We start from the raw sequence: 26,036 nt of genomic DNA on the forward strand, positions 1-26,036 counted from the left end.
CTTAACGGCGGCGCGCTTTCCGACAGTACTGGAATACATCATGATCAGCGTATTCGATATTTTCAAAATCGGCATTGGCCCATCCAGCTCCCATACCGTTGGACCGATGAAAGCGGGCAAACAATTCACTGACGACCTGATTGCGCGCGGCCTGCTGGCTGACGTCAGCAAAGTCGTCGTTGACGTTTACGGCTCTCTCTCCCTGACCGGTAAAGGCCACCATACCGATATCGCCATTATCATGGGGCTGGCCGGCAATCTGCCGGATACCGTCGACATCGACGCGATCCCGGGCTTTATCCAGGACGTTAATACCCACGGCCGCCTGCTGCTGGCGAACGGCCAGCACGAAGTCGAGTTCCCTGTCGACCAGTGCATGAATTTCCATGCCGACAACCTGTCTCTGCATGAGAACGGCATGCGCATTACCGCGCTGGGCGGCGACAAGGTGCTCTACAGCCAGACCTACTACTCCATCGGCGGCGGCTTTATCGTCGATGAAGAGCACTTCGGCCTGACCACCGAAGCGCCGGTTGCTGTACCTTATCCGTACAAAAACGCCGCCGATCTGCAGAAACACTGCAATGAAACCGGCCTGTCGCTCTCCGGGCTGATGATGCAGAACGAGCTGGCGCTGCACAGCAAAGAAGAGCTGGAACAGCACTTCGCCGCGGTATGGGAAGTGATGAGCGCCGGTATTGAGCGCGGTATCACCACTGAAGGCGTGCTCCCGGGCAAACTGCGCGTTCCGCGCCGCGCCGCCGCCCTGCGCCGTATGCTGGTGAGCCAGGACAATACCAACAGCGACCCAATGGCGGTAGTGGACTGGATCAACATGTTCGCGCTGGCGGTAAACGAAGAGAACGCCGCCGGCGGGCGTGTCGTCACCGCGCCAACTAACGGCGCCTGCGGTATCGTTCCGGCGGTACTGGCCTACTACGACAAGTTTATCCGCAAGGTGAACGCTAACTCTCTGGCCCGCTATATGCTGGTCGCCAGCGCCATTGGTTCGCTGTATAAGATGAACGCCTCTATCTCCGGCGCCGAAGTTGGCTGCCAGGGCGAAGTCGGCGTGGCCTGCTCGATGGCGGCGGCCGGTCTGGCGGAGCTGCTGGGCGCTAGCCCGGCCCAGGTGTGCATCGCCGCGGAAATCGGTATGGAACATAACCTCGGCCTGACCTGCGACCCGGTTGCCGGCCAGGTGCAGGTACCGTGCATCGAGCGTAACGCTATCGCGGCGGTCAAAGCGGTTAACGCCGCGCGTATGGCCCTGCGCCGTACCAGCGAACCGCGCGTGTGCCTCGATAAGGTTATCGAGACCATGTATGAAACGGGCAAAGATATGAACGCCAAGTACCGCGAAACCTCTCGCGGCGGCCTGGCGATGAAAATCGTCGCCTGCGATTAACGCCTCTGGCCCGGCACGCTTCGGCATGTCGGGCCAACTCTCCTCCAGCCCTGGCTCATTCTGCGAGCCTGCTTCCCGAACTTCGCTCTACCAATAGCCTCGTATTGCCACCGATGTTACCCTTATAGCCTGAGAACAAAGGGAGATATCTTGTGGCTGTTCATCTGTTAATTGTCGACGCGCTCAACCTGATCCGCCGTATTCATGCGGTGCAGGGTTCCCCCTGCGCGGATACCTGCCTGCACGCCCTTGAACAGCTTATCGTCCACAGCCTGCCGACGCATGCCGTGGCGGTGTTCGACGATGAAGACCGCGCTCACGGCTGGCGCCACCAGCGGCTGCCGGAATATAAAGCCGGGCGCGCGCCGATGCCGGAAACGCTGGAAGCGGAAATGCCGGCGCTGCGGGCGGCTTTTGAACAGCGCGGAATACGCTGCTGGGCGCTGCCCGGCAGCGAAGCGGACGATCTGGCGGCCACGCTCGCCGTTAAAGTTGCCCAGGCCGGGCATCAGGCTACCATTGTCTCGACCGATAAAGGCTACTGTCAGCTGCTGTCGCCGACCATTCGCATCCGCGATTATTTCCAGAAACGCTGGCTGGATGCGCCGTTTATCGCCAATGAATTCGGCGTGACGCCGGAGCAACTGCCGGACTACTGGGGTCTGGCGGGGATTAGCAGTTCGAAAGTACCGGGCGTTGCCGGAATTGGGCCGAAAAGCGCGGCGCAGCTGTTAACGGATTATCAGGATTTAGAAGGCATCTACGCGCGGCTTGCGGATGTGCCGGAGAAGTGGCGTAAGAAGCTTGAAGAGCATAAAGAGATGGCGTTTACCTGCCGGGAAATCGCCCGCCTGCAAACGGACTTACAGCTCGATGGCAACCTGCAACAGCTTAGGTTGCCATCCGCGTGATCCCGGCCGTGCTGATGCGTGACCGGGGCTGCTGAGCGCTGATTAGCGCTCGTCGCGGCGGCCGCCGACCGCCGCCCACAGGCGACGCACGTGCACGGTCACTTCTTCACGATCGTGATACAGCTGACGGGCCTGAATCTGCGCGTTAATACCGTGCTCATCAAGCTGCGCCTGGATATAGGCCAGGTTTTGCGACACCTCTTCATAGCGCTTTTTCATCGGCAGCTTGAGGTTAAAAATGGTCTCACGGCACCAGCCGTTCACCAGCCACTGGGCCATTAACGCCGCCACTTTCGCCGGTTTCTCAACCATGTCGCACACCATCCACGAGATGTTGTTGCGGTTCGGACGATAGCGGAAGCCATCTTCACGTAGCCAGGTCACCTGTCCGGTATCCATCAGGCTCTGCGCCATCGGGCCGTTATCGACCGAAGAGACCCACATGTTGCGCTTCACCAGCTGATAGGTCCAGCCGCCCGGGCAGGCGCCGAGATCCACCGCGTACATGCCATTCGCCAGACGCTCGTCCCACTCATCCGCCGGAATGAAGACGTGAAATGCCTCTTCCAGCTTCAGCGTCGAACGGCTCGGCGCATCGGAAGGGAACTTCAGGCGCGGGATCCCCATATAAAACGGCGAGTTGTTATTGCTAAAGGAGTAGCCGGTATAGCAACAGCCGGGTGCGATAAAGAACACGTGCACCACCGGACGCTTAGGCGTTTCATAGTTAGTCAGCACGCCAGCTTCACGCAGCGCCGCGCGCAGCGGCACCGTGAACTTGCGGCAGAACTTCATCAGCTCTTTGCTTTCGTTGGTATCCGCGACCTCAACGCGCAGATCGCCGCCCTTTTCCACCACGCCCTGCAGCATGCCGACGATCGGCGTGATGCGGTCTTCCGGCGGCAGGTCGCGCAGCAGTTCGCCAACGACGAACATCTGGCGCGCGAAAATCAGCGAGCTAAACGGCAGATCGCGCACCAGCTTCTCGCCGTCGCCCTGTTGATAGCACTCAAAAATCACATAGCCGGAGTCGTCTTTGACCCGGGCAAAACCGAATACCTCAAGGCGGGCTGCCTTATCGGTAATTTCTGCTGCGCACTCTTTCTCAAACCCGGGGCGACAATAGAGGACAACCTTATTCATGAACAACGCCCTTACGTTTCAGACGAATTGCACCAATTAACATTAATACCCAACCGGCAAGGAAGCAGACGCCGCCTACCGGGGTAACGAACGCCCACAGGCGTAAATGCGACAGCGCCAGGCAATATAAGCTGCCGCTGAACAACACGGTTCCCAGCGCCAAAAACACGCTGCTCCAGTAAAACCAGATGCTTATCCGCCGCTGCATGGCGACAGACAGGCCTAAAATCGCCAGCGTATGAAACGCCTGATACTCAAGGCCGGTGTGGATCCAGGCCATTTCGGCCGCACCCAGCGATTTACTTAATACGTGTGCGCCAAAGGCGCCCAGAGCCACAAAGATAAAGCCGCTGATGGCGGCAAAAATCAGCATAAAACGGCTGGTCATGTTGATACCCTACAAAGTCAGTTAACGCCTGGTCATCAGGCCGTTATTGTTCGTAACGAAAGCGGAATTTTTCTTGTTCGCTCGCCGCCTTCGCTAAAATCCACTGGCGGAAAGCGGCTATTTTACCCAGTTCAGCCTGACTGTCATGACAAACAAGGTAAAACGCGTTCTTACTGACCAGAACATCATTAAACGGGCAGACCAAACGGCCTGCTTCAATTTCGGACTGGGCCATAACGTTATTGGCCAGTGCGACGCCTTGTCCATGGATTGCCGCCTGCAGCACCATCGCGCTGTGGCTGAATATCGGTCCCTGTTGCACATTGATATGATTTAGACCCAGTTGCCGGGTATAAGTTTGCCAGTCGCGGCGAGAGGCATCATGTAACAGCGTATGTTGCGCCAGATCTGCAGGCGTTTTCAACGCTTTGTCGCCGGTTAACAGCAATGGCGAACAAACCGGCAGTAAATATTCGGCGTACAGTTTTTCAACACGCAACCCCGGCCAATTGCCGCGGCCATAGAAAATCGCCACGTCGACGTCGTCGGCCAGTTTATCTTCCTGACGGTCCACCGCCTGGATCCGCACGTCGATCCCCGGATAAGCTGAGTTAAAGCTTGAGAGTCGCGGCACCAGCCACTGAATGGCGAAACTGGGCAATAAACTAACAGTTAGCGCCCCTTTCGCGCTGCGCGCCTGCAGTTTACGCGTCGCTTCGGTGAGCTGCGAAAAAATCTCTTTAATATCCTGAAAATAGCTTTGCCCCTCTTCCGTTAACAGCAGCGAGCGATTGCGTCGACGAAACAGCTTCAGGCCCAGAAAGTCCTCTAGTGACTTGATTTGGTGACTTACTGCGGCCTGCGTCACAAAAAGCTCATCGGCTGCGCGAGTGAAGCTCAGATGACGTGCGGCTGCATCAAAAACACGTAATGCATTCAGAGGTGGTAATCGCTTCGACATGGTTATTCTGACTGAGATGTTAACGAGTTTTAACAAATAGGAAACAACAGTTAACCTATTAGTTTTTTTTATCTGAGCCATTATAAATTGTCCGTTGAGGTTCTACCAGCAAATACCTATAGTGGCGGCACTTCCTGAGCCGGAACGAAAAGCTTTTTTTGGAATGCGTGTTCCAACAAGCTTTTGGCTTACGGTTGTGATGTTGTGTTGTTGTGTTTGCAATTGGTCTGGGTTTGCAGACCATGGTAGCAAGGCTACCTTTTCACTTCCTGTACATTTACCCTGTCTGTCCATAGTGATTTAATGTAGCACCGCAATGCGCGGTGCTTTTTTTTGCCGAAAAATCACCGTTCTCCCCGCCTCCTCGCTATCACCAGCCTTGCCCTAATGGGGAATTTGCGCGACGATCGTGATATCGATATGAGGAATTCCATGAACGCATTCAATCCCGCCCACTTCCGCGCCCAGTTTCCAGCCCTGGCGGATGCCGGCGTCTATCTGGATAGCGCGGCGACGGCGCTAAAACCGCTGGCCGTAATCGATGCCAGCGACCAGTTTTATCGCCTGAGCGCCGGCAACGTCCACCGCAGCCAGTTTGCCGCCGCCCAGCGTCTTACCGAGCGCTACGAGGCGGCGCGCGAACGCGTCGCAGGCTGGCTTAACGCCCCTTCCGGCAAAGATATCGTCTGGACCCGCGGCACCACCGAAGCTATCAATATGGTCGCGCAGAGCTACGTGCGCCCGCGCCTGCATCCTGGTGATGAAATAATCGTCAGCGAAGCCGAACACCACGCCAACCTGGTACCGTGGCTGATGGTTGCCGAACAAACCGGCGCGCGGGTGGTCAAGCTGCCGCTGGGCGCCGATCGTCTGCCGGATATCGCGCAACTCCCTTCGCTTATCTCTTCACGCAGCCGGGTGCTGGCGATTGGCCAGATGTCTAACGTCACCGGCGGCTGCCCCGACCTGCAGCGTGCCATTGCTCTCGCCCATCAGGCGGGAATGATAGTGATGGTTGACGGCGCGCAGGGCGCGGTGCACTTCCCGGCCGACGTGCAGGCGCTGGATATCGATTTTTATGCCTTCTCCGCCCACAAGCTGTATGGACCAACGGGTATTGGCGCGCTATACGGCAAAAGCGACCTGCTGGCGGAGATGTCGCCATGGCTCGGCGGCGGCAAAATGATTACTGAAGTCTCATTCGATGGTTTTAAAACCCAGCCCGCCCCCTGGAGGCTTGAAGCCGGGACGCCCAACGTCGCCGGCGTTATCGGCCTCAGCGCCGCGCTGGAATGGCTGCAGGAAATCGATCTTGCACAGGCGGAAAACTGGAGCCGTAGCCTGGCGACGCTTGCGGAAGACGAGCTGGCAAAGCGGCCCGGTTTTCGTTCGTTCCGCTGTCAAGATTCGAGCCTGCTGGCCTTTGATTTCAAGGGCGTACACCATAGCGATATGGTTACGCTGCTGGCGGAGTCCGGCATTGCGCTGCGCGCCGGGCAGCATTGCGCGCAACCGCTACTGGCGGCATTAGGCGTCAGCGGTACGCTGCGCGCCTCATTCGCGCCGTACAATACGCAAGATGATGTTTATGCGCTGGTGCACGCTATCGACCGCGCGCTGGAAATACTGGTGGATTAATGATGACCTCGCAACCTTTAAGCGCCGCGCTCAGCGAAGCGACGCTGCGCCAGACCTTCGCCCCGCTGACTCAGTGGGAAGATAAGTACCGCCAGTTGATTTTAGTGGGTAAGAAACTGCCGCCATTAACGGACGCCCAGCGGACGCAGGCGAAAGAGATCGCCGGCTGCGAAAACCGCGTCTGGCTCGGGTATCAGGTTGATGCCGAGGGCAAGATGCACTTCTTTGGCGATAGCGAAGGGCGTATCGTGCGCGGCCTGCTGGCGGTGCTGTTAGCCGCCTGCGAAGGAAAAAGCGCCGCTGAGATTTTAGCGAAAGATCCGTTGGCGCTATTCGATGAGCTGGGTTTGCGCGGGCAGCTTAGCGCCTCGCGCACCCAGGGGCTGCAGGCGCTAAGCGACGCGGTGCTCTCCGCCGCCCGCGAGGGCTAATTCAAACGCCGTCTTCCCGGCTTGCGCTACGCTGAGCCGGGCTACGTTTCTGCGCCGTCCGGAAAAAGTCCCTCAGGCTATCCCCCTTGACGCTGCGCTTTCGCCAACATCTTCTTCAACGCATGGGATACGGCGACAAAACCAAAAGTCGCCGTCACCATGGTCGCCGCGCCAAAACCGGAGGCGCAATCCATCCGCTTCGGCCCTTCCGCCGTGCTTTTCATTGCGCAGACGCTGCCATCCGCCTGCGGGTAGACCAACGCTTCGGTCGAGAAGACGCAATCGATGCCCAGCTTTCCTTTACTATTCTTCACTACGCCGAACTGGCTTTTCAGCCGTTCACGCAGTTTCGCCGCCAGCGGATCCTGAATAGTTTTCGCCAAATCAGCCACCTGGATCTGCGTCGGATCGATTTGACCGCCGGCTCCGCCGGTCGTCACCAACGGCACTTTATAACGACGGCACCAGGCGATCAGCGCCGCTTTTGGCCTGACGCTATCGATAGCGTCGATAACATAGCTAAAGCCCGCTCCCAGGTATTCCGCCACGTTCTCCGGCGTGATGAAATCATCGATCACCGTAACCCGGCACTCCGGGTTAATCAGACGTATACGCTCGGCCATCACTTCCGCTTTCGCCAGCCCAACGTTACCGCCAAGGGCGTGGATTTGGCGATTGGTATTGGTGACGCAAACATCATCCATATCAATCAGCGTAATCGCGCCAATCCCGGTTCGCGCCAGCGCTTCCGCCGCCCATGAACCGACGCCGCCGATGCCGACCACGCAGACATGCGCATCGGCAAAACACTGCAGCGCCTTTTCGCCATATAAACGCGCCGTGCCGCCAAACCGCTGGCGCCAGGCATCGCTGATTACTACAGACATAAAACCTCAGAATAAAGTAGAGACCCCGGATCCGGCGCGTTACGCGGATCCGGGTTAGAAACATACGGACGTTTAAACGTTAACCGCTAAAGACGCTACCGGCGCCTGGCGCGTTTTTCAGCACCCACACGCGGCCATAGTGGTTATACCAACCGGCGCGATGACCGGCATCCGGGCCAATGCCCTGGTAGATATCGAAGTGCTGGCCTTTAATCGCCCCGCCGACATCCAGCGCCACCATCAGGCGTAGCTCGTACTGACCGTTAAACTTACCGTTATTATCCAGCAGAGGCACCTCGGCCAGCAAGGTGGTTCCCGGCGGAATAATCGAACGGTCAGAGGCGACCGACGCGCGGCCAATCAACGGTACCGCGCTGGCCCCTTTCACCGGCGCGTAGGACTGCGGTTTAAAGAAGACGAAAGATGGGTTCTGTTCCAGCAGCTCGCGGACTTCCGCTTCGCTATGCTTTTCGCCCCATTCCCGGATCGCCTGCATCGACATATCTTCCCGCTTCACTTCGCCGCGGTCGATAAGCACTTTACCGATACTACGGTAGGGCCAGCCGTTTTTCCCGGCGTAGCTGAAGAAGTTAAGCGGCGAACCGTCGCCGAAATCGATATAGCCGCTGCCCTGAACGTCCATGATGAAGTTATCCATCAGCGAGTTGCTGTAGGCCAGCACGTAGTTATCGCTGAGCGCTCCGGCATAGATGCTGGCGCGGGAAGGCAGCTTGCCGTTTTTCGGCGGCATACGGTAAATAGGATACTGGAACTCGCCCTGGCGAGTGTGGCGGGCCTGTACGACCGGGGTGTAGTAGCCGGTAAACTGCACGTTGCCGTAGTTATCAGCCCCCTGCATCTGCCAGGCATCAATACCAAACTGGCGTAACGTGCGGGTATCGCCGCCGGAACGCAGCCACTCCTGAATCGCGTTATAAACGCTGCTCTGGCTGTTATAGAGACGCGGAGAGGCGCTACGAATCTGACCAACCTGCTGGGAGAAGTCGCCGGCGTTAATCGGCGCGCCTACCGCATCAGGTTGGTTTACCAATGAAAACGGCTGGGTAAACTTGCCATCACTATATTGCTGACCGCGATCGGTCGGTTTCGAGGAACAGGCGGCGAGCATCGCCAACATCGCCCCCGTCGCTACATATTTTGCCCAACGTCCTTTCATGGTATCTCTTCTTTATTGCTGCTAAGCCTTAGTGCGTGATGAAGATAACAAACCCATGCGGCTAATGAAATGCGCGAAAGCGAGCTGCAGCCCAAATTGTGTAAAAATCCGCCCATCACTGTCTACTTAGTCGCCATTTTTTACAAAATTGACGATTTCTACGAAAAAAGGTTGCATCAGAACGCTAGCGGAGTATAGTGCGCTTCCACGGACGCGGGGTGGAGCAGCCTGGTAGCTCGTCGGGCTCATAACCCGAAGGTCGTCGGTTCAAATCCGGCCCCCGCAACCAATTAAAATCTGAAGTAAATCTACTTGATGGAAGAGTAGACGCGGACGCGGGGTGGAGCAGCCTGGTAGCTCGTCGGGCTCATAACCCGAAGGTCGTCGGTTCAAATCCGGCCCCCGCAACCAATTACAATCAGAAGCAAATTTACTCGATGGAAGAGTAAACACGGACGCGGGGTGGAGCAGCCTGGTAGCTCGTCGGGCTCATAACCCGAAGGTCGTCGGTTCAAATCCGGCCCCCGCAACCAATACAATGAACACCCTCAAGGGTGTTTTTTTGTTTCTGTCGTCCGTAGATACCGCTACAAAAAAAGCGCCCGAAGGCGCTATTTTTTTATCCGCGTCTGGCCAACGTCGCCCCATCGGCAAAGTAGGCTTTGATCCCCGCCAGAATCGACTCCGCCACTTCCTGCTGGAATTTCGCGGTCTTCAGTTTACGCTCTTCTTCAACGTTACTGATAAAGGCCGTTTCGACCAGAATCGAAGGAATATCCGGCGCTTTCAGTACCGCAAAGCCCGCCTGCTCCACCTGATTTTTATGCAGCTTATTAATATTGCCCATTTTTTGCAGCACCGCTTTACCAAATTTCAGGCTGTCGGCGATGGTCAGGGACTGCACCATATCGAACATGGTGTGGTCAACGTAACGATCGCCGCTCTTGCTGACCCCGCCGATTAAGTCCGAGGCGTTCTGCGTTTGCGCGAGGTATTTTGCGGCGGTACTGGTAGCGCCCTTGGTCGAGAGCGCGAACACCGAAGAGCCGCTCGGCTGACGGCTGGTAAAGGCGTCGGCGTGAATCGAAACGAACAGGTCGGCACGCTGCTTCTGCGCCTTGGCGACGCGCACCTTCAAGGGAATAAACACGTCTTCGTTACGGGTCATAAAGACCTTCATATTGCCTTCACGCTCAATGAGCGCGCGCAATCGACGGGCAATCTGCAGCACCACGTCTTTCTCACGAGTACGGTATTTACCAATCGCGCCGGAGTCTTCACCGCCATGGCCGGGATCGAGCATGATAACGATAGGACGATCGCGCCCGGCTTTCCCCGGCTGCGGCCCGCTCTCTGCCGGCGGTACCTGACGTTCCAGATCGCCTTTGTTGTAATCTTCCAGCAGCGCCAGCAGCGGATCCTGCACATCGGTGGCCGTAGAGGGATAAAGATCCATCACCAGACGCTCTTTAAAACCGGCGACCGGCGCCAGCGCAAACAGCTGCGGCTTGACGTTTTGTTTCAGTTCAAACACCATCCGCACGGTTTGCGGGTCGAACTGGCCCACGCGCGCGGATTTAATATACGGGTCGTCGTCGCGAATCTGCCCGCCCATCCCTTTCAGGACCGAGTTCAGGTTAACGCCTTCAATATCAACCACCACTCGCTCAGGATTGCTTAACGCAAACTGCCGATATTTCAGTACATGATTGGATTCCACCGTGACGCGGGTGTAGGTCGACGACGGCCAGATACGCACCGCGACAACCTGCGCGGCGGCGGCCAAACCGACCGGACTCACACTCATTAACCACATGGCGCCCGCCCCTTGTAAAAAACGACGGCGGCTTAATCCCGACTTGTATCCCGACATGCCACTCCCAAGCAAAAAAACGCGTTTGAAGCCAAAATGAACAGATTGACCGGAAACTTTAACCAAAGCCGCATAACCTGTCATCTATAAAAGGGTAAACAAACTTTGACACCCAAGGTTTTGTCACAATGTTTTCGCAAATTAGTGACAAATTAGGGGTTGCGCCACGAAGCAAAACAGAATAAAAATACACTTATTACGAATAATCATGCATTGAGGGTTTGTCATGGTGAAGGAGCGTCGCACTGAACTGGTCGAGGGATTCCGCCATTCTGTTCCCTATATAAACGCGCACCGGGGAAAAACGTTTGTCATCATGCTGGGCGGAGAAGCCATCGAGCACGATAACTTTTCCAGCATAGTCAATGACATTGGCTTATTGCATAGCCTCGGTATTCGCCTGGTGGTGGTCTATGGCGCGCGTCCGCAAATTGACGCTAATCTCGCGGAACACCACCACGAGCCGGTTTACCACAAGCAAACCCGCGTCACCGACGCCAAAACCCTTGAGCTGGTTAAGCAGGCCGCCGGTATGCTGCAGTTAGAAATTACCGCCCGCCTGTCGATGAGCCTCGGCAATACGCCCCTGCAGGGGGCGCATATCAACGTGGTGAGCGGCAATTTTATTATCGCTCAACCTCTTGGGGTCGATGATGGCGTGGATTACTGCCACAGCGGCCGTATTCGCCGCATCGACGAAGAAGCCATTCATCGCCAACTGGACAGCGGCGCAATCGTGCTCATGGGCCCGGTCGCGGTATCCGTCACCGGCGAGAGCTTCAACCTCACTTCTGAAGAGATAGCCACCCAGCTGGCGGTAAAGCTGAAAGCTGAAAAGATGATCGGCTTCTGCTCGTCGCAGGGGGTCTACGACCAGCATGGCGAGATCGTTTCCGAACTGTTCCCTAACGAGGCGCAGGCGCGGGTAGAGGAGCTGGAAGCGGAAGAAGATTATAATTCCGGCACCGTACGCTTCCTGCGCGGGGCGGTGAAAGCCTGCCGCAGCGGGGTGCGTCGCTGCCATTTAATTAGCTATCAGGAAGATGGCGCGCTGCTGCAGGAGCTGTTCTCACGTGACGGTATCGGTACGCAGATCGTCATGGAAAGCGCCGAGCAGATCCGCCGGGCAACCATTAACGATATCGGCGGCATCCTCGATCTTATCAGCCCGCTGGAGCAGCAAGGCATTCTGGTGCGCCGCTCGCGCGAACAGCTGGAAATGGAGATAGATAAATTCACCATCATCCAGCGCGATAACACCACCATCGCCTGCGCCGCGCTCTATCCATTCCCGGAAGAGAAAATCGGCGAAATGGCCTGCGTAGCGGTGCATCCGGATTACCGTAGTTCGTCACGCGGCGAGGTACTGCTGAGCCGGATCGCCGCCCAGGCGAAGCAGATGGGGCTCAGCAAGCTATTTGTATTGACCACCCGTAGTATTCACTGGTTCCAGGAACGCGGCTTCACCCCGGTGGATATTGATTTGCTGCCGGAGAGTAAAAAACAGTTGTACAACTATCAGCGCCGTTCGAAGGTATTGATGGCAGACCTGGGCTGACGGATCCCCCCGGATAGCGGCTTGCGCCTTATCCGGGCTACGGTTCGGTAGTCGGTTGGTAGCCCCGGTAAGCGTAAGCGCCACCGGGGGAGGATTCCCGGATTGCGGCTTGCACCTTATCCGGGCTACGGTTCGGTAGTCGGTTGGTAGCCCCGGTAAGCGTAAGCGCCACCGGGGGAGGATTCCCGGATTGCGGCTTGCGCCTTATCCGGGCTACCCGATTGCAAATAGGCATATCCCACGCCTTCAGGATAGTCATTTTGTTCTATCACCGCCGCAGCAGTGACAAATCTTCAGCATCCGGGCTTTATTCCTGGTTTAATGCCGAGGTATATCTTTATCACTGCATCAACGCTATGCTCCTTCCTAAAGAATAAAAAAACAACACATTATTGATAAACATGATGAATGATGCATAACTCTGATAGTTGGATTATTAATAGATCTCAGACGGTTGTTTCCATCATTGCTATATACCCATGGTTAATAATATTGATTACACATATTAAATACAGCCTCGCGCCCTACAATTTTACGGAAGATGGATTACATCTACTGGTTCCCATCACTGTATTATCTATTATTAACCTGGCGCTTTCGCTTATCACTATTGGATGCATGAGCGTTTTTACATTGCTAAAACCAAGAAAGCTAAAAATCTATTTCTGCGCAATGAATACCATGTCGCCACTCTGGCTATACCTTTATATTTAACAGCAAATTACGACATATATTTATTTTGCATAAATTCAATAGCACATTAAATAAACCCGGGTAGAACGCCATAGTCAATTCTATTAGAGAGCCGTCCCCAAAATAAAGGTTAACAATGAAAAAGAAAACCAACGCAATTACTAAAAACATCAAGAAAATTACTACCGTGATTTCGATTTACCCTTGGGTCTTACTGCTTTTAACCATGATGAGCAGTGGACCAGCCTATGCTGCCTTTGCCGCAGGCCTTATGACGGTCTTTTTATTTGTTATTTTATCTATCGTCAACCTTATTATTTCAGTAGTAATTATTGTTATTGCTGATATATCAACCTCACAGACTCCAAAAAGCTATGTAACCTATTTTTTGGCCATGAACTCTATTTCTCTGCTCTGGCTGCTACTTTTATTTGCTTATTAATCAGAGGTAAAGAGCGTATTCAGCCCAGCCCGAGTCCGGCGAAGATTTCCGCCAGACAGCTCTCAGGCGTAGCATATGGGACTCAATAAGCCGTTTGTGCTGACCACCCGCTGCATTCACTGGAGCCAGGAGCACGATTTTACGCCTGTAGGTATTGATTGGCGACCGAAGCGCACACTTTCCAGGATGGATACGATGCTCCCATTCGATATACTTAGATTCTTTCCCGCACGGTCAATTTAATGGGCAATTCAGCCTGACCACAAAAGGAAATAGACTATTTATGGATAATTCTGTCAACTGGTTTACCCGTAATACCAGCATCATTGTTATTACGCTCTCTATATATCCCTGGCTGCTGCTATTCATTCTGCACCTGAATGGTACGTACAAAGGAACCGTGTTTGTACCAGCTTTCGAGGTGGCTATTTTTGCTTTCATACTCTCTGTGTTTAACCTTATCATTTCAATTATTTTCAAAACCTTCACATATATATTTTCACCCTCAGTTGCACAAAACGCCGTGGGACGTTTCTTTGCCATCAATTCCGTTTCTGTCGTTTGGATAGGTTTACTTTTATATTTCATTTAATGAGGATAACCATCCCCCTTTCTTTGCGCGAATCAAAACATCTTTGCCACCTGTTCCATACTACCGCGGTGGATTATGCCTTTAATTACCGCCTATCAGCTGCCGGGTACTGAACCCGGCAGATTCAGGTTTCACTGAGCAGCGAAAATCTCCGCCAGGCCGCTGCGCCGCTCGGTCCGCGTCACGATGGCCTGCGCCAGTACCTGCTCGTCGGCATAAAGCGACAGGCGCCGTTTGGCGCGGGTTATCGCAGTATAAACCAGCTCGCGGGTTACTAGCGGTACGCTACGAGAAGGTAAGATCAGCGCCGCATGATCGAACTCCGACCCTTGCGACTTATGCACCGTCATTGCCCATGCGGTATCGTGTTCCGGCAGGCGGCTTGGCTGCACCGATTTAATGCTGCCATCGGGCATCGGGAACCATACGCGTAGGTCGCCGTCCCGTTCCAGCGCAATGCCGATATCGCCGTTAAACAGCCCCAGCGCGCTATCGTTCCGGGAAATCATCACCGGACGGCCATCGTACCAGCGTGAATGGCGCGGTAGCGTTATCGCTCGCTTACGGTGGAGCATCTGCTCCAGCTGTTCATTCACGCCGCTTACCCCGTAAGGCCCTTCACGCAGCGCGCACAGCAGCTGAAACTCGCCGAAGGCGGCAATCATCTGTTCCGGCGCGGCCTGCTCGCGGCGCAGTTGCAGATAACGGCCGTAGCCCTCCTGTGCCGCCATCAGCATCGCTTCATACTCCTCGGTAGTGCTGAGCGGCCGCAGAACGATATCGTCAAACGGCTGGCGTAACGTCGCTTTCACGTCCGCACGCGCACCGGCGTTGACCGCCCGCGCCAGGCTGCCAATGCCGGAGTGACTGCCAAAGCGGTAGCTTTTTTGCAGCAGACATAGACTATCGCGCAGCGCTCCGGCCATCTGCCCCTCGCCCGCCGGCACCGTTGCGCCAGTCAGCCGCGACAGCTCTTGCGCTCGCGCCGCGGTATAGCCGGATGTCGCCCAGGCACAGATATCGCCAAGCACCGCCCCGGCTTCCACGGAGGCAAGCTGATCGCGATCGCCAAGAAAGATCACTCGCCCGTGCTCCGGCAAAGCATCAATCAGGCGCGACATCATCGGTAGGTCGATCATGGACGCTTCATCGACCACCAGCACATCCAGATGCAGCGGATTACCAGCGTGGTAGCGCATGCGCTGACTACCGGGCTGCGCCCCCAGCAGGCGATGCAGGGTACTGGCATCGGCGGGAATCAGCGCTTTTTGCTCCTCGCTAAGCGGAAGTTTTCTTAACGCCGATCCCAGAGATTCTGTCAGGCGCGCTGCCGCTTTACCGGTCGGTGCCGCCAACCGAATTCGACAGCGCGGCGTGTCGTTAATCTGAATCAGCGCCGCCAGCAGCTTCGCGACGGTGGTGGTCTTGCCGGTGCCGGGGCCGCCGGAAATCACCGAAATGCGCCGGGTCAGCGCCACCGCCGCGGCAACTTTTTGCCAGTCGATATCGTCGGTTGCCGGAAAGAGTTCATTCAGGGTTGCCGTTAGCCGCCCTTCATCGACCTCCAGCACCCGGTTCGTCTCATTAAAGAAGCGGGCGACGGTGAGTTCATTACGCCACATGCGGTTCAGGTACAACCTGTCGCCGCATAAAATCATCGGCGTCGGTTCGTCGCCGCGGCTCACCGCTGACGAAGAAAGCAACAATTGAGGCCAGTCCTGGGGCGCGCCGGCCATCGCCAGCAACTGGTCGCGGATCTCGCCGGCCTTGCCGCTTAGCGCTTCTTCAGCGTTGAGGCGCGACAGCGGCAGACAGACATGCCCCTCGCCGGCATCCCGGCTCAGCAGCGCGGCGGCCAGCTTCACTGCCGGAGGGGCATCCTGCGCCACCATCAGCGCAAACTGTACGTCCAGCGGCCGCAGCAGACGCTGCTCGGCGGCGGCCAGCAGCAGTTCATCCATGGTCATGAGCCCACCTCCTGAGTAACACCGGCAAATAACGCATCGAGGCCGTCAATCAGCGGCTGCGCCGGGCGGGTGGTGAAGATCCCCTGCCCGCCTTCCTGCCCGTCCATACCGCGTAAAAAGAGATAAATGACGCCGCCAAAGTGCCGTTCGTAGTGATAATCGGCAATACGGTGACGCAGATAGCGATGCAGCGCCAGGCTATACAGCTGGTACTGCAGGTCATAACGATGCAGGCGCATCGCCTGGGTCATCGCCTGTTGGGTGTAAGCTTCGCGGTCTTCTCCCAGCCAGTTAGATTTGTAATCCAGCAGGTAATAGCGGCCATCGTGACGAAATACCAGATCGATAAACCCTTTCAACATGCCGCGGACCTGGCGGAAATCGAGCGCCGGGGTATCAGCCGAGAGCGGATCATAGCGGCGGATCAGCGCGTCCAACTGCAGCGGATCCAGCGGTTGTTCAATCGGTAGATAGAAGGCCATTTCCACCTGTTTATCCCGGGCGCCCAGCTGATTCAGGGCGATTTCTGCCCCCGGCAGGCGTGTTCGCAGCACGCCGTCCAGCCATTCGCTCAACACCGGCGCCCACTCTTCGCCAAAACCGTGCAACTGTAGTTTTTGCGCCATCCAGTCAACCGGTACCGGCTGACTGAAATCGAGATCCTCAAATAGGCTATGCAGAAATGTCCCCGGCGACGCGCCGCGCGGGAACTGATGAGGCGTGAGCTGCGGCTCTTCCGCCACCTCGCCCACGCCCGCGGCATCGATATCAAGACGCGGCAGCAGGTCCTGACCTGCGCTGGAACCATGCTGCTGCAAACCGGAATAACTGGTCACCCGCCAGTCGTCCATAACCTGGCGTTCAAGGGTCCGCGCCGAAAGCGGCGGCAGCGCGTTTTCCGGCGCCTGCCACGGCGTCTGGTCCATGCTATCGGGAAGACATAGCGCAATATCATCGCTGCACAATGCCTGTAGCCGCGCGGTTAATCCCGCCGCGTCCATCGGCTCGCCGTCCTGCAGCAGACGGCCGAGGGCGCTGTGATGAAAATCGCTGTTGCCAGGTTTATCGCTACGGCGGGTACTTAACGGCGCAACCCCGAGGCTGCAGTGCCACACCGCGCGGGTCAGGGCGACGTACAACAGGCGTAAATCCTCCGCCAGGCGCTCGGCTTCCGCCAGCTCAAGGCTATTCTCCCCTTCTCCAAGGTCGAGGACCGCGGCAAAGGAATCGCGGTCGTGATAAAACGCCTGATCCTGTTTACGAAAGCGCGCGATAAATGGCAGCCAGACCAGCGAATATTCCAGTCCTTTTGATTTGTGGATAGTGACGATTTGCACCAGATGCTTATCGCTCTCCAGACGCATCTGCTGGCTGGAAGCATTGCTGTCCGGTTCGGCGATATGTTGCGTCAGCCAGCGCACCAGCGCGTGCTCGCTTTCGAGCTGATTCGCTGCTTCTTGCAATAATTCGCTGATATGCAAAATATCGGTCAAACGGCGTTCGCCGCCGTGGGTCGCCAGCAGGTTTTCGGCTATATGACGCGCCCCCATCAGCGCGCGCAGCATCGGCATTACGCCGCGCTGGCGCCAGATCTGCCGGTATTCACTGAACTCCTCTACCAGCGCATCCCAGGCTCGTTCATCCTGATTGAGGTTTTCGATATCCTGCGCGTTAAGGCCAAACATCGACGTTGCCAGCGCGCTGCGTAGCGTGTTTTCACGCTCTGGCGCCAGTACCGCCTGTAGAACCCACAGTAATTCCTGCGCTTCCGGGGTTTCAAAAACGCTGTCGCGGTTTGAGAGATAGACCGACGGGATTGACAAGAGCTGCAGCGCATCGCGAATAAGCGCCGCTTCGAGACGGTTACGCACCAGCACGGTGATATCGGAGGCGCGCACCGGCTCAGCGTTTTCGCCACGCCACAGCAGCGCGCGTCCCTGCTGGCCGGCGCTGAGCCAGTCGCGGATCTGCGTCGCGCATAATTGCGCCATAAAGGACTGATAATCGCCAGAACCGACGGCTTCGCCAAGCATTAACCACATGTTCATCGCCGGGATCGGCTTCTCATCAATGGTAAAGCGCAACGTCTGATTTTTAGCGGCTGGCTTCACCGGCAAGAATGGGATCTCGCGGAACATGAATGGATTATCACTCAGGCCGAACAGACGATTAACACTCTGTACCATGCCCGGCGCCGAACGCCAGTTGGTATCCAGCGTATAGTGGGCGGCAACGTCACCGCGCGCTTTCATATAGGTAAAAATATCGGCGCCGCGGAAGGCGTAAATCGCCTGTTTCGGGTCGCCAATTAACAGCAAAGCCGTATCCGGCTGGCGACGCCAGATGCGGCGGAAGATACGATACTGCTGCGGATCGGTATCCTGGAACTCATCGATCATCGCCACCGGGAAACGCTGGCGGATGGCGCTGGCCAACGCTTCGCCGCTGTCGCCGCGTAGCGCGTCGTCAAGACGGCTTAGCATGTCGTCAAAGCCCAGTTCGCCTCGACGCCGCTTTTCGCGGGCGACCGCTTCGCGGATCTCGACCATCGCCCTGGCGATAACCAGATCGTTTAAGGTCAGCGGTGAGGCAAGCAGCGCCTCTACCGCGCTGAATAGCGGATGCAGAGGCGGTTCGCCGCCGTCTTTGGTGCGCTCAATGAGGAACGGTTGCGAGAATTTTTCCAGCGCATCAGGCAGCTGATAACTTAGCGTTTCTTCCTGCGCCCAGGCGCTTACCTTTTCGATCCACTTGCCCTGGTTACCGCGGTTGAACTTGCGGCGATCGAGCCCTGAGCTTTCCAGCACGTTTTCAATTTCACCCACCTGCTCCCGCCACTGCTGCTTCAGCGCATTGATACGTTCCAGGATTTGCTGATGGCGGCTTGCCAGCGTCTCTTCCGCGGGCGGCGGCGATTTTAGCTGCGGCGCTTCGCCCTGCAGCCAGCGGTCTATAGCCTTGAGCAGATCGCGCGGCCCTTTCCATTGTTCATGGATCACGGCGGCGATATCGCGCGGCAGCGGATAGCAGTGGCGACGCCAGAAGTCGGCGCAGGCCTGATAACGCAGGCGGGATTCGTCTTCGATCAGTTGCTGTTCAAACAGCATGCCGGACTCGAAGGCGTTGAGGCTCAGCATTCGCTGACAGAAACCATGGATGGTAAAGACCGCGGCCTCGTCCATTTGCCGTTCCGCCAGCAACAACGTTTGCGCCGCCTGGTTTTTATCGGCAATTTCCGCAAGCAGAGAAACGTAGAGCGGATCGCTGGCGCTTTCGCGCAGGCAGGCAATCCGCAGCTCGTGGATATTACTACGGATACGCCCGCGCAGCTCTTCCGTCGCTGCTTCGGTAAAGGTCACCACCAGCAGCTCTTCCACGCTGACCGGCCGGGGGAAAGCGGATTCGCCCCCCAGCCCCAGCAGCAGCCGGAGATATAGCGCGGCGATGGTAAAAGTTTTTCCGGTGCCCGCGGAGGCTTCTATCAGCCGCTCGCCCGTCAGGGGCAAGCGGAGTGGGTCAAGAGACTCAGCGGTTTCGGTCATTCATTCTCTCGCATCAGGGGTAAGGATTTCTGCAATGCGCTGACGCTTTCCCATACCTTGCCGCCTTCAGGGGCGGCGTATTCCGCCTTGCCGTTCTGGCTGCCGGAAACCTGGGATAACAGTGCCATGCCTTGCGGATCCACCACCGTCTGATGGAAGAAGTCGGCAAGTTTTTGCGGCGTCAGCAGTTTAATCTGAGCCACTACTTTATCACGTGAATCGAAGCGCATATTACCGCGATCGAAATCTTTGCTCAGCTTTGACGCTTCTTCGCTCAACGTTTGCGGCGCCTGCAGCATCTGGCTAATCGCCGCCTGCTGGATCTGGGCAAACTCTTCCGGCTTCATCGCCCGCAGTTTGGCTTCCGCCGTCGGGAAGAAAGCCTGGAAGCGCTGCCAGAGGAAAGCAGGCTGTTTATCGCTACTCTGTAGCAGGAAGCCCATCCCCCACTGGCGGCCAACATTCATTGAGAAGGCAAATACCGCATAGCCGAGTTGTTCTTCAGTACGTAACTGGTTGTAGAACCAGGGCTGAATGATCTGCCCCAACAGTGAACTGGCGGCCATGCTGCTGTATTCATCGACGTTTGGCGGCGCGAAAACCGCCGCCAGCGCGGAGTCGGTGCTGCTGCCTGCTTTTTCAAACATCGCCAGCTGTTTGCTGTCGATCAGCACGTCTTTGTTGCGACACCACTCGTTACCATCGGCGCCAAGCTGTTTTTGGATCTGGCGGGCCAGATCGGTGGACTGCCGGGCGCTCATGTTACCGACGACCAGCAGCTCCGGGCGCCCCCTGGCTTTCAGGTTATCGCGATAGTTAATCACCTCTTTCAGAGTGATTGACGGCAGCAGCGCGCGGCGCGTTTTGCGCTCAAAATAGGGTACCTGCGACAGCATCTGAATCGGCATAATCGCCTGATCATAGGCTTTGCCTTTGTCCGCCGAATCCATCATCTGGGCATACCAGGACTTCGCCTGCTCAAGCTGCTCTTCGGTCGGCGTATAGCTAAAGTAGCCGTCCAGCAGCGCGGTAAAGAGCTGCGGCAGGCGCTGGGTATAGCCGTTGGCGTTAACCATCAGACCGTTGTTGGCGCCGGTCGAGAAGCTGATTCCACCTACCGCGGCCTGGTTGCTGAGCTGGTCAAGCGCAATGCCGGCCAGATAATCATTCAGCGCGAACATCACCTGCCGGCGCGCGCTGTCCATCGCCTGCGGGTTACGCAGCACCAGAGAGACGTCGGCCTTCGGTTCGCTGGCAAAGTACTGGCTTGGGGCATACACCACGCGCAGCGTCGGCTCATCGACGATAAGCTCCGGATGCGGGTACGCCTTATCGCTCTTAATCAGCGTGAAATCATCCGGAATATACGGGTTCAGCGCCGGCAGCTGCAGCTTGATGGCCGCAGATTTTTGCTGCCAGTCGGCGAAGGTCTGGGGGCTAATTTTATCAACCTGGTAAGGCGCATTGACGAAATAAGCGGTTTTGTTGTGCGGCTCATTCGGGCTGATGTACCAGATACGCGCATTTTGCGGGGTCATCATCGCCAGACGGTCTTTAATCGCCTGGGCATCATAGCGGTCGGCGATATTAACCACGTCCAGTACGTGCTCTACCGGCACGCGAATCATGGTATCGGCCAGCCACTCCACATAATCCATATCGCGGTTAATCGACGGATAGCGGAAATCGAGCTCCAGCACGTGGGCTAACTCATCAAAGTAGCGCTTATCAATACCCTGAGTACGCAACAAATTCAGGTAGCTGAAGATTGCTGCGGTAACTTCATCGCGGTGCGCCAGACCTTTATCGGTGAGGGTAGCGGAGATGGCCAGCACGCCGCTATTGCCGTTGACGGCCGGATCGGAATCCGCGCGAATCCCTTCCGCTAGCCCCTGCTTCTGCAGCCAGTCGGATAAAGTGCCGGGGCTGCGGTTGCCGATCATATAGGTCACCAGCTCATCGGTCTTGCTGCGGAACTGAGCGCTGTTGTTATCAATGCGGAACTCAACGCGCAGAACTTTGCGCGGCATCGCCGGCACGTAGTGAATCACAATGCCCTTCTGCGCATCGGTCACAACCGGTACGGTAATTTCCGGCTTGCTGATGTCGTGGTTTGGCACCCGCCCGTAGGTCGCGGCGGCAATGCTTGCCAACTCAGGCAGTGGCTTATTACTGTAGATGACCGCCTTCATCAGGTTTGCCGAGTACCAGCGGTCGCGGAAAGCGTGCAGCGCATCAAGCACCGGGCTACCAGGCTTATCGCTTAGCGTATCGAGGTTACCGCCGGAAAATTGTGAAGCCGGGTGCGCAGGGTTGATGGTTTCAGCGCTCACCTGCGCCATGCGCATCCCGTCCCGGGTGCGCGCCATGGTCAATTCGGCGTTGACCGCGTTACGTTCGCGTTCGGCATATTTTTTATCCAGCAGCGGCGCGGCAATGGCATCAGCCAGCCGATCGACGGCGCCGTTGAGCGCGTCATTTTCCACTTCAAGATAGAACGCGGTGCGATACGGCGCGGTGCTGGCATTATGGCTGCCGCCGTGCATTTTGAGAAATTCAGCAAGGCTGTCAGGCTGCGGGTACTTCTGCGAGCCCATTAAGGTCATATGCTCGAGATAGTGCGCCAGCCCTTGATGATCGGCCGGATCCTGTAATGAACCCACCGGCACCACCAGCGCCGACAGCGATTTCACCGCCTGCGGATCGGATACCAGCAGCACGACCATGCCGTTTTGCAGGCGAATGGCCTGATATTGACGGGGATCTTTTTCGCTTTTACGAATGGTTTCCTGAATCGGTTGCCATCCGGTGTCTGCCTGACTTAACGGCGCCCAAAGGGCGACCACTACAACAAGAACTTTGAACCATAAACTGCGGGGCATTCACGGACCTCATCATTAACAAACTTCGCGCTGCATAGCATCAGCGTGGATACCCATCATCAGGCAAAACGCCATCTTCAAGGTATTTACAACATCAGTCCGTGATTCGATGCGCATAATAAATGAACAACCTTCTTCTGCGCAATTTTTATACTATTACAATTTTATTCGGACTGATGGAAACGAAATATCGGCAACAGATAACGCTGCGCCTGCGCGATAATCTCTTCATAGTACGCAGGCTCCAGAGTGCGCCACAGGCGCTGGTACCAGATATCGGCACCTTCGCCGCTCACCACCATATTACCTTCGTAGGCCTGAAGGAACTTACTGCGGGCTTTTTGTTGCGTTTCGTCATCCATTAACATGACATCCTTTTCCGCGTCGTAACAGGCTTTTAGCCACGCGCCGCCGCTTTCCGGCAACAGCAGTAGCGGTTTTGACATCCCCTGCAGGTAGCCTTCTACTAGCTCATTCAGGTACGCCTGCGCCTGCTCCGCCGCCAGCGGCGGGAAACGCCACTCGCCTTCTTTGCGCACGAACAACCGACTTTCGCCGAGACCGCCGCTAGCACAATAGACAAGATGTTCCAGCCAAAGTTGCACGCCCTGAGAGACGCTCAGCAGCGACGGACGCCAGCGCAATAGCCCATCCGGCTGTACCTGCTGTAGCCAGCCGGTGAGATTGATACCGTTGCACTGTAGGTCGATCTCCATACTTTGCGCGGGCTGACGACTGGCGATAACCCGCTCAGCCAGGTTCTGCATTTCCTGACGCTGCGCCTCCCATGCCAGTTCGCCAAACGCGCCAAAAGGCAGCTCACCCGCCGCACGAAAACGACGATACATCGCTGACGCATCCTGTTGTTCAATCAGCGTATTCAGCAACTGTTGGTTCAACTGGTAACGGCTTAGCCCTTCAAGCACGAAAGGCTCATCTTCGGGGATCTCGCTCTCTTCAGAGCGGAAATTCACCCGCAGACGCTGCTGGAAGAAAGCACGCACCGGATGCTGCCAAAAGCGTAACAGCTGTTCGAACGGCAGCGTGTCGATAGCAAGCGGCGCAAGCGGCTGGATAAATTCGCTGTGTGCCTCCCCCTGCTGGCTGGCGGCGGCCAGCCACTCTTTTGCATAGCTCTGATCTTCATCCGGCAGATAATTGGCGGCATCGAATGGCATACGCGTATGCAGATGGGTAATGTGCTCCTTAACGCGGCGTTCGCTGGCATCGCAGTCCAGCGCTTCATCGCCTTCAAGGCAGTGGCTCTGACCGATATAGTCCGCCAGTTCCTGTACCAGCACCGAAGGATAGCGCTCGCTGTTATCCTGGATTGAGCGCCCGATGTAGCTGATGTATAGCTTCTGTTCGGCCGACATCAGCGCTTCCAGGAACAGATAACGGTCATCATCGCGACGGCTGCGGTCGCCGCGCTGCGGTTTTTGGCTCATTAAATCGAAGCCCAGCGGCGCGAGTGTACGCGGGTAGACGCCATCGTTCATCCCCAACAGGCAGACGACCTTGAAAGGGATAGAGCGCATCGGCATCAGGGTGCAGATATTCACCGGCCCGGCCAGGAAACGCTGGCTGATCCGCTGCTGATCGAGGCGCTGCGCCAGCTCATCGCGCAGCAGCGATAGCGGCACGGCAGCCCCGTACTGCGCATCCAGACCGCCATCGATGATGGCTTGCCATTGCTGTTCAATCAGCGCCAGCGCCGCTTCAGTGTCGCTATCCGGCAGGAAGAAATCCGTGAGCAGATCGCGGCACACCGGCAGCCACTCTGCCAGCGGGCGATCCTGCGCCAGACCGCGGCGCCACAGATTAAGCTGCATCAGTAACGACGCGAGATTCCCTACCAATTCGGCAATCAGCCCGCTGGATTCATCATAGGGCAGCACCGACTGCCACTCGCCCTGACTGCTGTCCATCGCATATCCCAACAGCATACGCGTTAACCCAAAACGCCAGGTGTGCTGCCCGGTCGCCGGGAGATCCATTTCGCGCACGTTGTCGTCATCCATACCCCAACGTACGCCGGATTCATTGACCCACTGGCGCAGGTAGCGCAGCCCCTCTTCATTGATATTGAAGCGCGCCGCCAGCACCGGCACATCCAACAGCGCCAGCACATCTTCGCTGGCGAAGCGGCTGTCCGGCAGAGAAAGCAACGTGATAAACGCCTGTAGCGCCGGGTGCGATTCTCGCGCCCGACGGTCGGAAATCGCCCACGGCAGCCAGCGTTCGCCGCGCGCTGCGCCGAAGACCGCCTGAACATAGGGACTGTAGCTGTCGATATCGGCGACCATCACGATAATATCGCGCGGCGTCAGCGCCGGGTCTTCTTCCAGCATCGCCAGCAGTCGGTCGTGCAGCACTTCCACTTCACGTTGCGGGCTATGGCAGACGTGGATAGCCAGGCTGCGGTCTTCAATCGCCAGCGGGCGCTTGCTCTTACTGCTGGCGAACTCTTGCGCGGAACGCCCCGCCACCGCGGCGTTGCGCAGCTCAAGAATATCGGCCTGGAGGTTATGCAGCAGGTTATCGGGGGCGATATCGACAAAGGCGTCCAGCTCTTCGTAACGCTCCAGCCCGGCTAGCAGATAGATATAATCGCGCCCGAGCTTGCCCCACGAGGCCAGCAGCGGATTGCCGACATCCTGCTCGCCATCATCATTAAACAATCCCGGCGCCTGTTCGGTGTCACGGAACAGCGGCAGCTCGCGCGCCCCGCGGTGGTGGCGGCGCTGGCGCGACATCAGTTTGGCAAGAAACGCCGGATCTTTAATATCACCCCAGTAGTAGCGACAGGGGTTAGTGAAGAGTACATAGACATCGACATGCTTGCCCAGCGCCTGCAGGGCCTGCAAATACACCGGCGGCAGCGCCGAAATGCCGCAGATAAAGACCCGCGACGGCAGCCCGGCTGGCGGTTGGTCAGCGTTTTCCAGCGCGCTGATAAAGCGCTGGTACAGATTGGCGCGGTGCCACAGCGGTTGCCCCAGCTCCGCGGTGTATTCGACTAACGCTTTCCACAGCGGCGCCTGCCACTGCTGGGCGTCGCCCAGCCCCTCAACCCGTTCATCGGCCTCCCAGCGCATCAGCCACTCCGGGCGATAGACCAGATACTGGTCATACAGATCGGCTACCCGCGCGGCCAGCTGGAACAGCTTACGTTTGTCGCTATCATCGCTCAGATAGTGGCGCAACAGCGCGAAGGCTTCATCGTCGAGATACTGCGGCAGCAGGGTCATCAGCTTCCAGCTCATGCTCTGTTTACTGAAGGCGCTCTCGCCGGGAATATCGTCAAGCACGCGAACGAACATGTCCCAGATAAAGCTGGCAGGCAGCGGAAACTCGATATTCGCCGCAATGCCGAAGCGCTTCGCCAGCGTCATCTGCAACCATTGCGCCATACCGGTACTTTGCACCAGCACCATTTCCGGCATGAAAGGGTCATCCAGCCGCTGGCGCTCGACGATAAACTCCATCAGCGCTTCAAGCACATCCAGACGGTTTGAGTGGTACACCCTTAACATATTCGCT

The 26,036-nt window shown here is 56.9% G+C and carries 17 protein-coding genes and 3 tRNA genes; 10 read left to right on the forward strand and 10 right to left on the reverse strand.

The window, feature by feature from the left end:
• The first annotated feature begins 40 nt into the window (after positions 1-40).
• Both PGR09_RS11475 and xni read left to right on the forward strand, forming a co-directional pair.
• On the forward strand, positions 41-1,408 hold the full coding sequence (locus tag PGR09_RS11475; RefSeq protein ID WP_015369949.1) for an L-serine ammonia-lyase: 1,368 nt from the start codon (positions 41-43) through the stop codon (positions 1,406-1,408).
• Between the two features lie 152 nt (positions 1,409-1,560).
• Positions 1,561-2,319 carry a flap endonuclease Xni gene (xni, locus tag PGR09_RS11480; protein WP_316422582.1) on the forward strand — a complete coding sequence of 253 codons (759 nt, stop codon included), beginning with the start codon at positions 1,561-1,563 and terminating at the stop codon, positions 2,317-2,319.
• Positions 2,320-2,361: 42 nt separating this feature from the next.
• Here the strand turns inward: xni and rlmM are convergent, their stop codons facing one another.
• Genes rlmM through gcvA form a run of 3 tightly spaced genes read right to left on the reverse strand, consistent with a single transcriptional unit; the run spans position 2,362 to position 4,811 of the window.
• Positions 2,362-3,462, reverse strand: coding sequence for a 23S rRNA (cytidine(2498)-2'-O)-methyltransferase RlmM (gene rlmM, locus PGR09_RS11485; RefSeq protein ID WP_015369947.1), 1,101 nt, complete (start codon positions 3,460-3,462; stop codon positions 2,362-2,364).
• Positions 3,455-3,850 (reverse strand): DUF423 domain-containing protein, encoded by a 396-nt coding sequence (locus PGR09_RS11490; RefSeq protein ID WP_015369946.1) that lies wholly within the window; start codon positions 3,848-3,850, stop codon positions 3,455-3,457. Before PGR09_RS11490 ends, rlmM begins: the two co-directional genes overlap by 8 nt.
• Before the next feature lie 43 nt (positions 3,851-3,893).
• On the reverse strand, positions 3,894-4,811 hold the full coding sequence (gene gcvA / locus PGR09_RS11495) for a glycine cleavage system transcriptional regulator GcvA (RefSeq protein WP_015369945.1): 918 nt from the start codon (positions 4,809-4,811) through the stop codon (positions 3,894-3,896).
• Positions 4,812-5,243: 432 nt separating this feature from the next.
• Between gcvA and csdA the strand changes: the two genes are divergently transcribed.
• A complete protein-coding gene (gene csdA / locus PGR09_RS11500; protein ID WP_320483158.1) occupies positions 5,244-6,449 on the forward strand; it encodes a cysteine desulfurase CsdA in 1,206 nt (401 codons plus the stop codon).
• On the forward strand, positions 6,449-6,880 hold the full coding sequence (gene csdE, locus PGR09_RS11505) for a cysteine desulfurase sulfur acceptor subunit CsdE (protein WP_047044222.1): 432 nt from the start codon (positions 6,449-6,451) through the stop codon (positions 6,878-6,880). Before csdA ends, csdE begins: the two co-directional genes overlap by 1 nt.
• Before the next feature lie 77 nt (positions 6,881-6,957).
• Here the strand turns inward: csdE and tcdA are convergent, their stop codons facing one another.
• Both tcdA and mltA read right to left on the reverse strand, forming a co-directional pair.
• Positions 6,958-7,767, reverse strand: coding sequence for a tRNA cyclic N6-threonylcarbamoyladenosine(37) synthase TcdA (tcdA, locus tag PGR09_RS11510; protein ID WP_045397631.1), 810 nt, complete (start codon positions 7,765-7,767; stop codon positions 6,958-6,960).
• 79 nt (positions 7,768-7,846) lie between these two features.
• Positions 7,847-8,944, reverse strand: a complete 1,098-nt coding sequence (gene mltA, locus PGR09_RS11515; RefSeq protein WP_045377497.1) for a murein transglycosylase A — start codon at positions 8,942-8,944, stop codon at positions 7,847-7,849.
• Between the two features lie 212 nt (positions 8,945-9,156).
• On the opposite strand from mltA, the gene PGR09_RS11520 reads away from it, so the two are divergent.
• The 3 genes from PGR09_RS11520 (at position 9,157) to PGR09_RS11530 (ending at position 9,477) form a co-directional block, all read left to right on the forward strand.
• A tRNA-Met gene (locus PGR09_RS11520) sits at positions 9,157-9,233 on the forward strand.
• 45 nt (positions 9,234-9,278) lie between these two features.
• A tRNA-Met gene (locus PGR09_RS11525) sits at positions 9,279-9,355 on the forward strand.
• Positions 9,356-9,400: 45 nt separating this feature from the next.
• Positions 9,401-9,477: transfer RNA gene (locus tag PGR09_RS11530), tRNA-Met, on the forward strand.
• Positions 9,478-9,563: 86 nt separating this feature from the next.
• Here PGR09_RS11530 and amiC read toward each other — a convergent pair.
• Positions 9,564-10,817 (reverse strand): N-acetylmuramoyl-L-alanine amidase AmiC, encoded by a 1,254-nt coding sequence (amiC, locus tag PGR09_RS11535; protein ID WP_015703319.1) that lies wholly within the window; start codon positions 10,815-10,817, stop codon positions 9,564-9,566.
• 226 nt (positions 10,818-11,043) lie between these two features.
• Here amiC and argA point away from each other — a divergent pair, with 226 nt between their 5' ends.
• From argA to PGR09_RS11550, 3 genes are all read left to right on the forward strand, one after another.
• Entirely contained in the window at positions 11,044-12,375 is a 1,332-nt protein-coding gene (argA, locus tag PGR09_RS11540) for an amino-acid N-acetyltransferase (RefSeq protein ID WP_430916159.1), read from the forward strand.
• A gap of 829 nt (positions 12,376-13,204) precedes the next feature.
• Positions 13,205-13,510 (forward strand): hypothetical protein, encoded by a 306-nt coding sequence (locus PGR09_RS11545; protein ID WP_063416329.1) that lies wholly within the window; start codon positions 13,205-13,207, stop codon positions 13,508-13,510.
• A 283-nt stretch (positions 13,511-13,793) separates the two neighbouring features.
• A complete protein-coding gene (locus tag PGR09_RS11550; protein WP_430916160.1) occupies positions 13,794-14,102 on the forward strand; it encodes a hypothetical protein in 309 nt (102 codons plus the stop codon).
• 131 nt (positions 14,103-14,233) lie between these two features.
• Here the strand turns inward: PGR09_RS11550 and recD are convergent, their stop codons facing one another.
• The 4 genes from recD to recC form a co-directional block, all read right to left on the reverse strand.
• Positions 14,234-16,069: an exodeoxyribonuclease V subunit alpha gene (recD, locus tag PGR09_RS11555; protein ID WP_047078968.1), complete on the reverse strand. Its 1,836-nt coding sequence runs from the start codon at positions 16,067-16,069 to the stop codon at positions 14,234-14,236.
• Positions 16,066-19,611 carry an exodeoxyribonuclease V subunit beta gene (gene recB, locus PGR09_RS11560; protein WP_430916161.1) on the reverse strand — a complete coding sequence of 1,182 codons (3,546 nt, stop codon included), beginning with the start codon at positions 19,609-19,611 and terminating at the stop codon, positions 16,066-16,068. Before recB ends, recD begins: the two co-directional genes overlap by 4 nt.
• Positions 19,608-22,493, reverse strand: a complete 2,886-nt coding sequence (gene ptrA / locus PGR09_RS11565) for a pitrilysin (protein WP_430916162.1) — start codon at positions 22,491-22,493, stop codon at positions 19,608-19,610. The genes recB and ptrA overlap by 4 nt, the downstream gene beginning before the upstream one ends.
• 164 nt (positions 22,494-22,657) lie before the next feature.
• A complete protein-coding gene (recC, locus tag PGR09_RS11570) occupies positions 22,658-26,029 on the reverse strand; it encodes an exodeoxyribonuclease V subunit gamma (RefSeq protein WP_430916163.1) in 3,372 nt (1,123 codons plus the stop codon).
• Between the last annotated feature and the right edge of the window lie 7 nt (positions 26,030-26,036).

It is taken from the genome of Klebsiella sp. 141251 (assembly GCF_050600725.1).
GTDB lineage: Bacteria > Pseudomonadota > Gammaproteobacteria > Enterobacterales > Enterobacteriaceae > Klebsiella > Klebsiella aerogenes.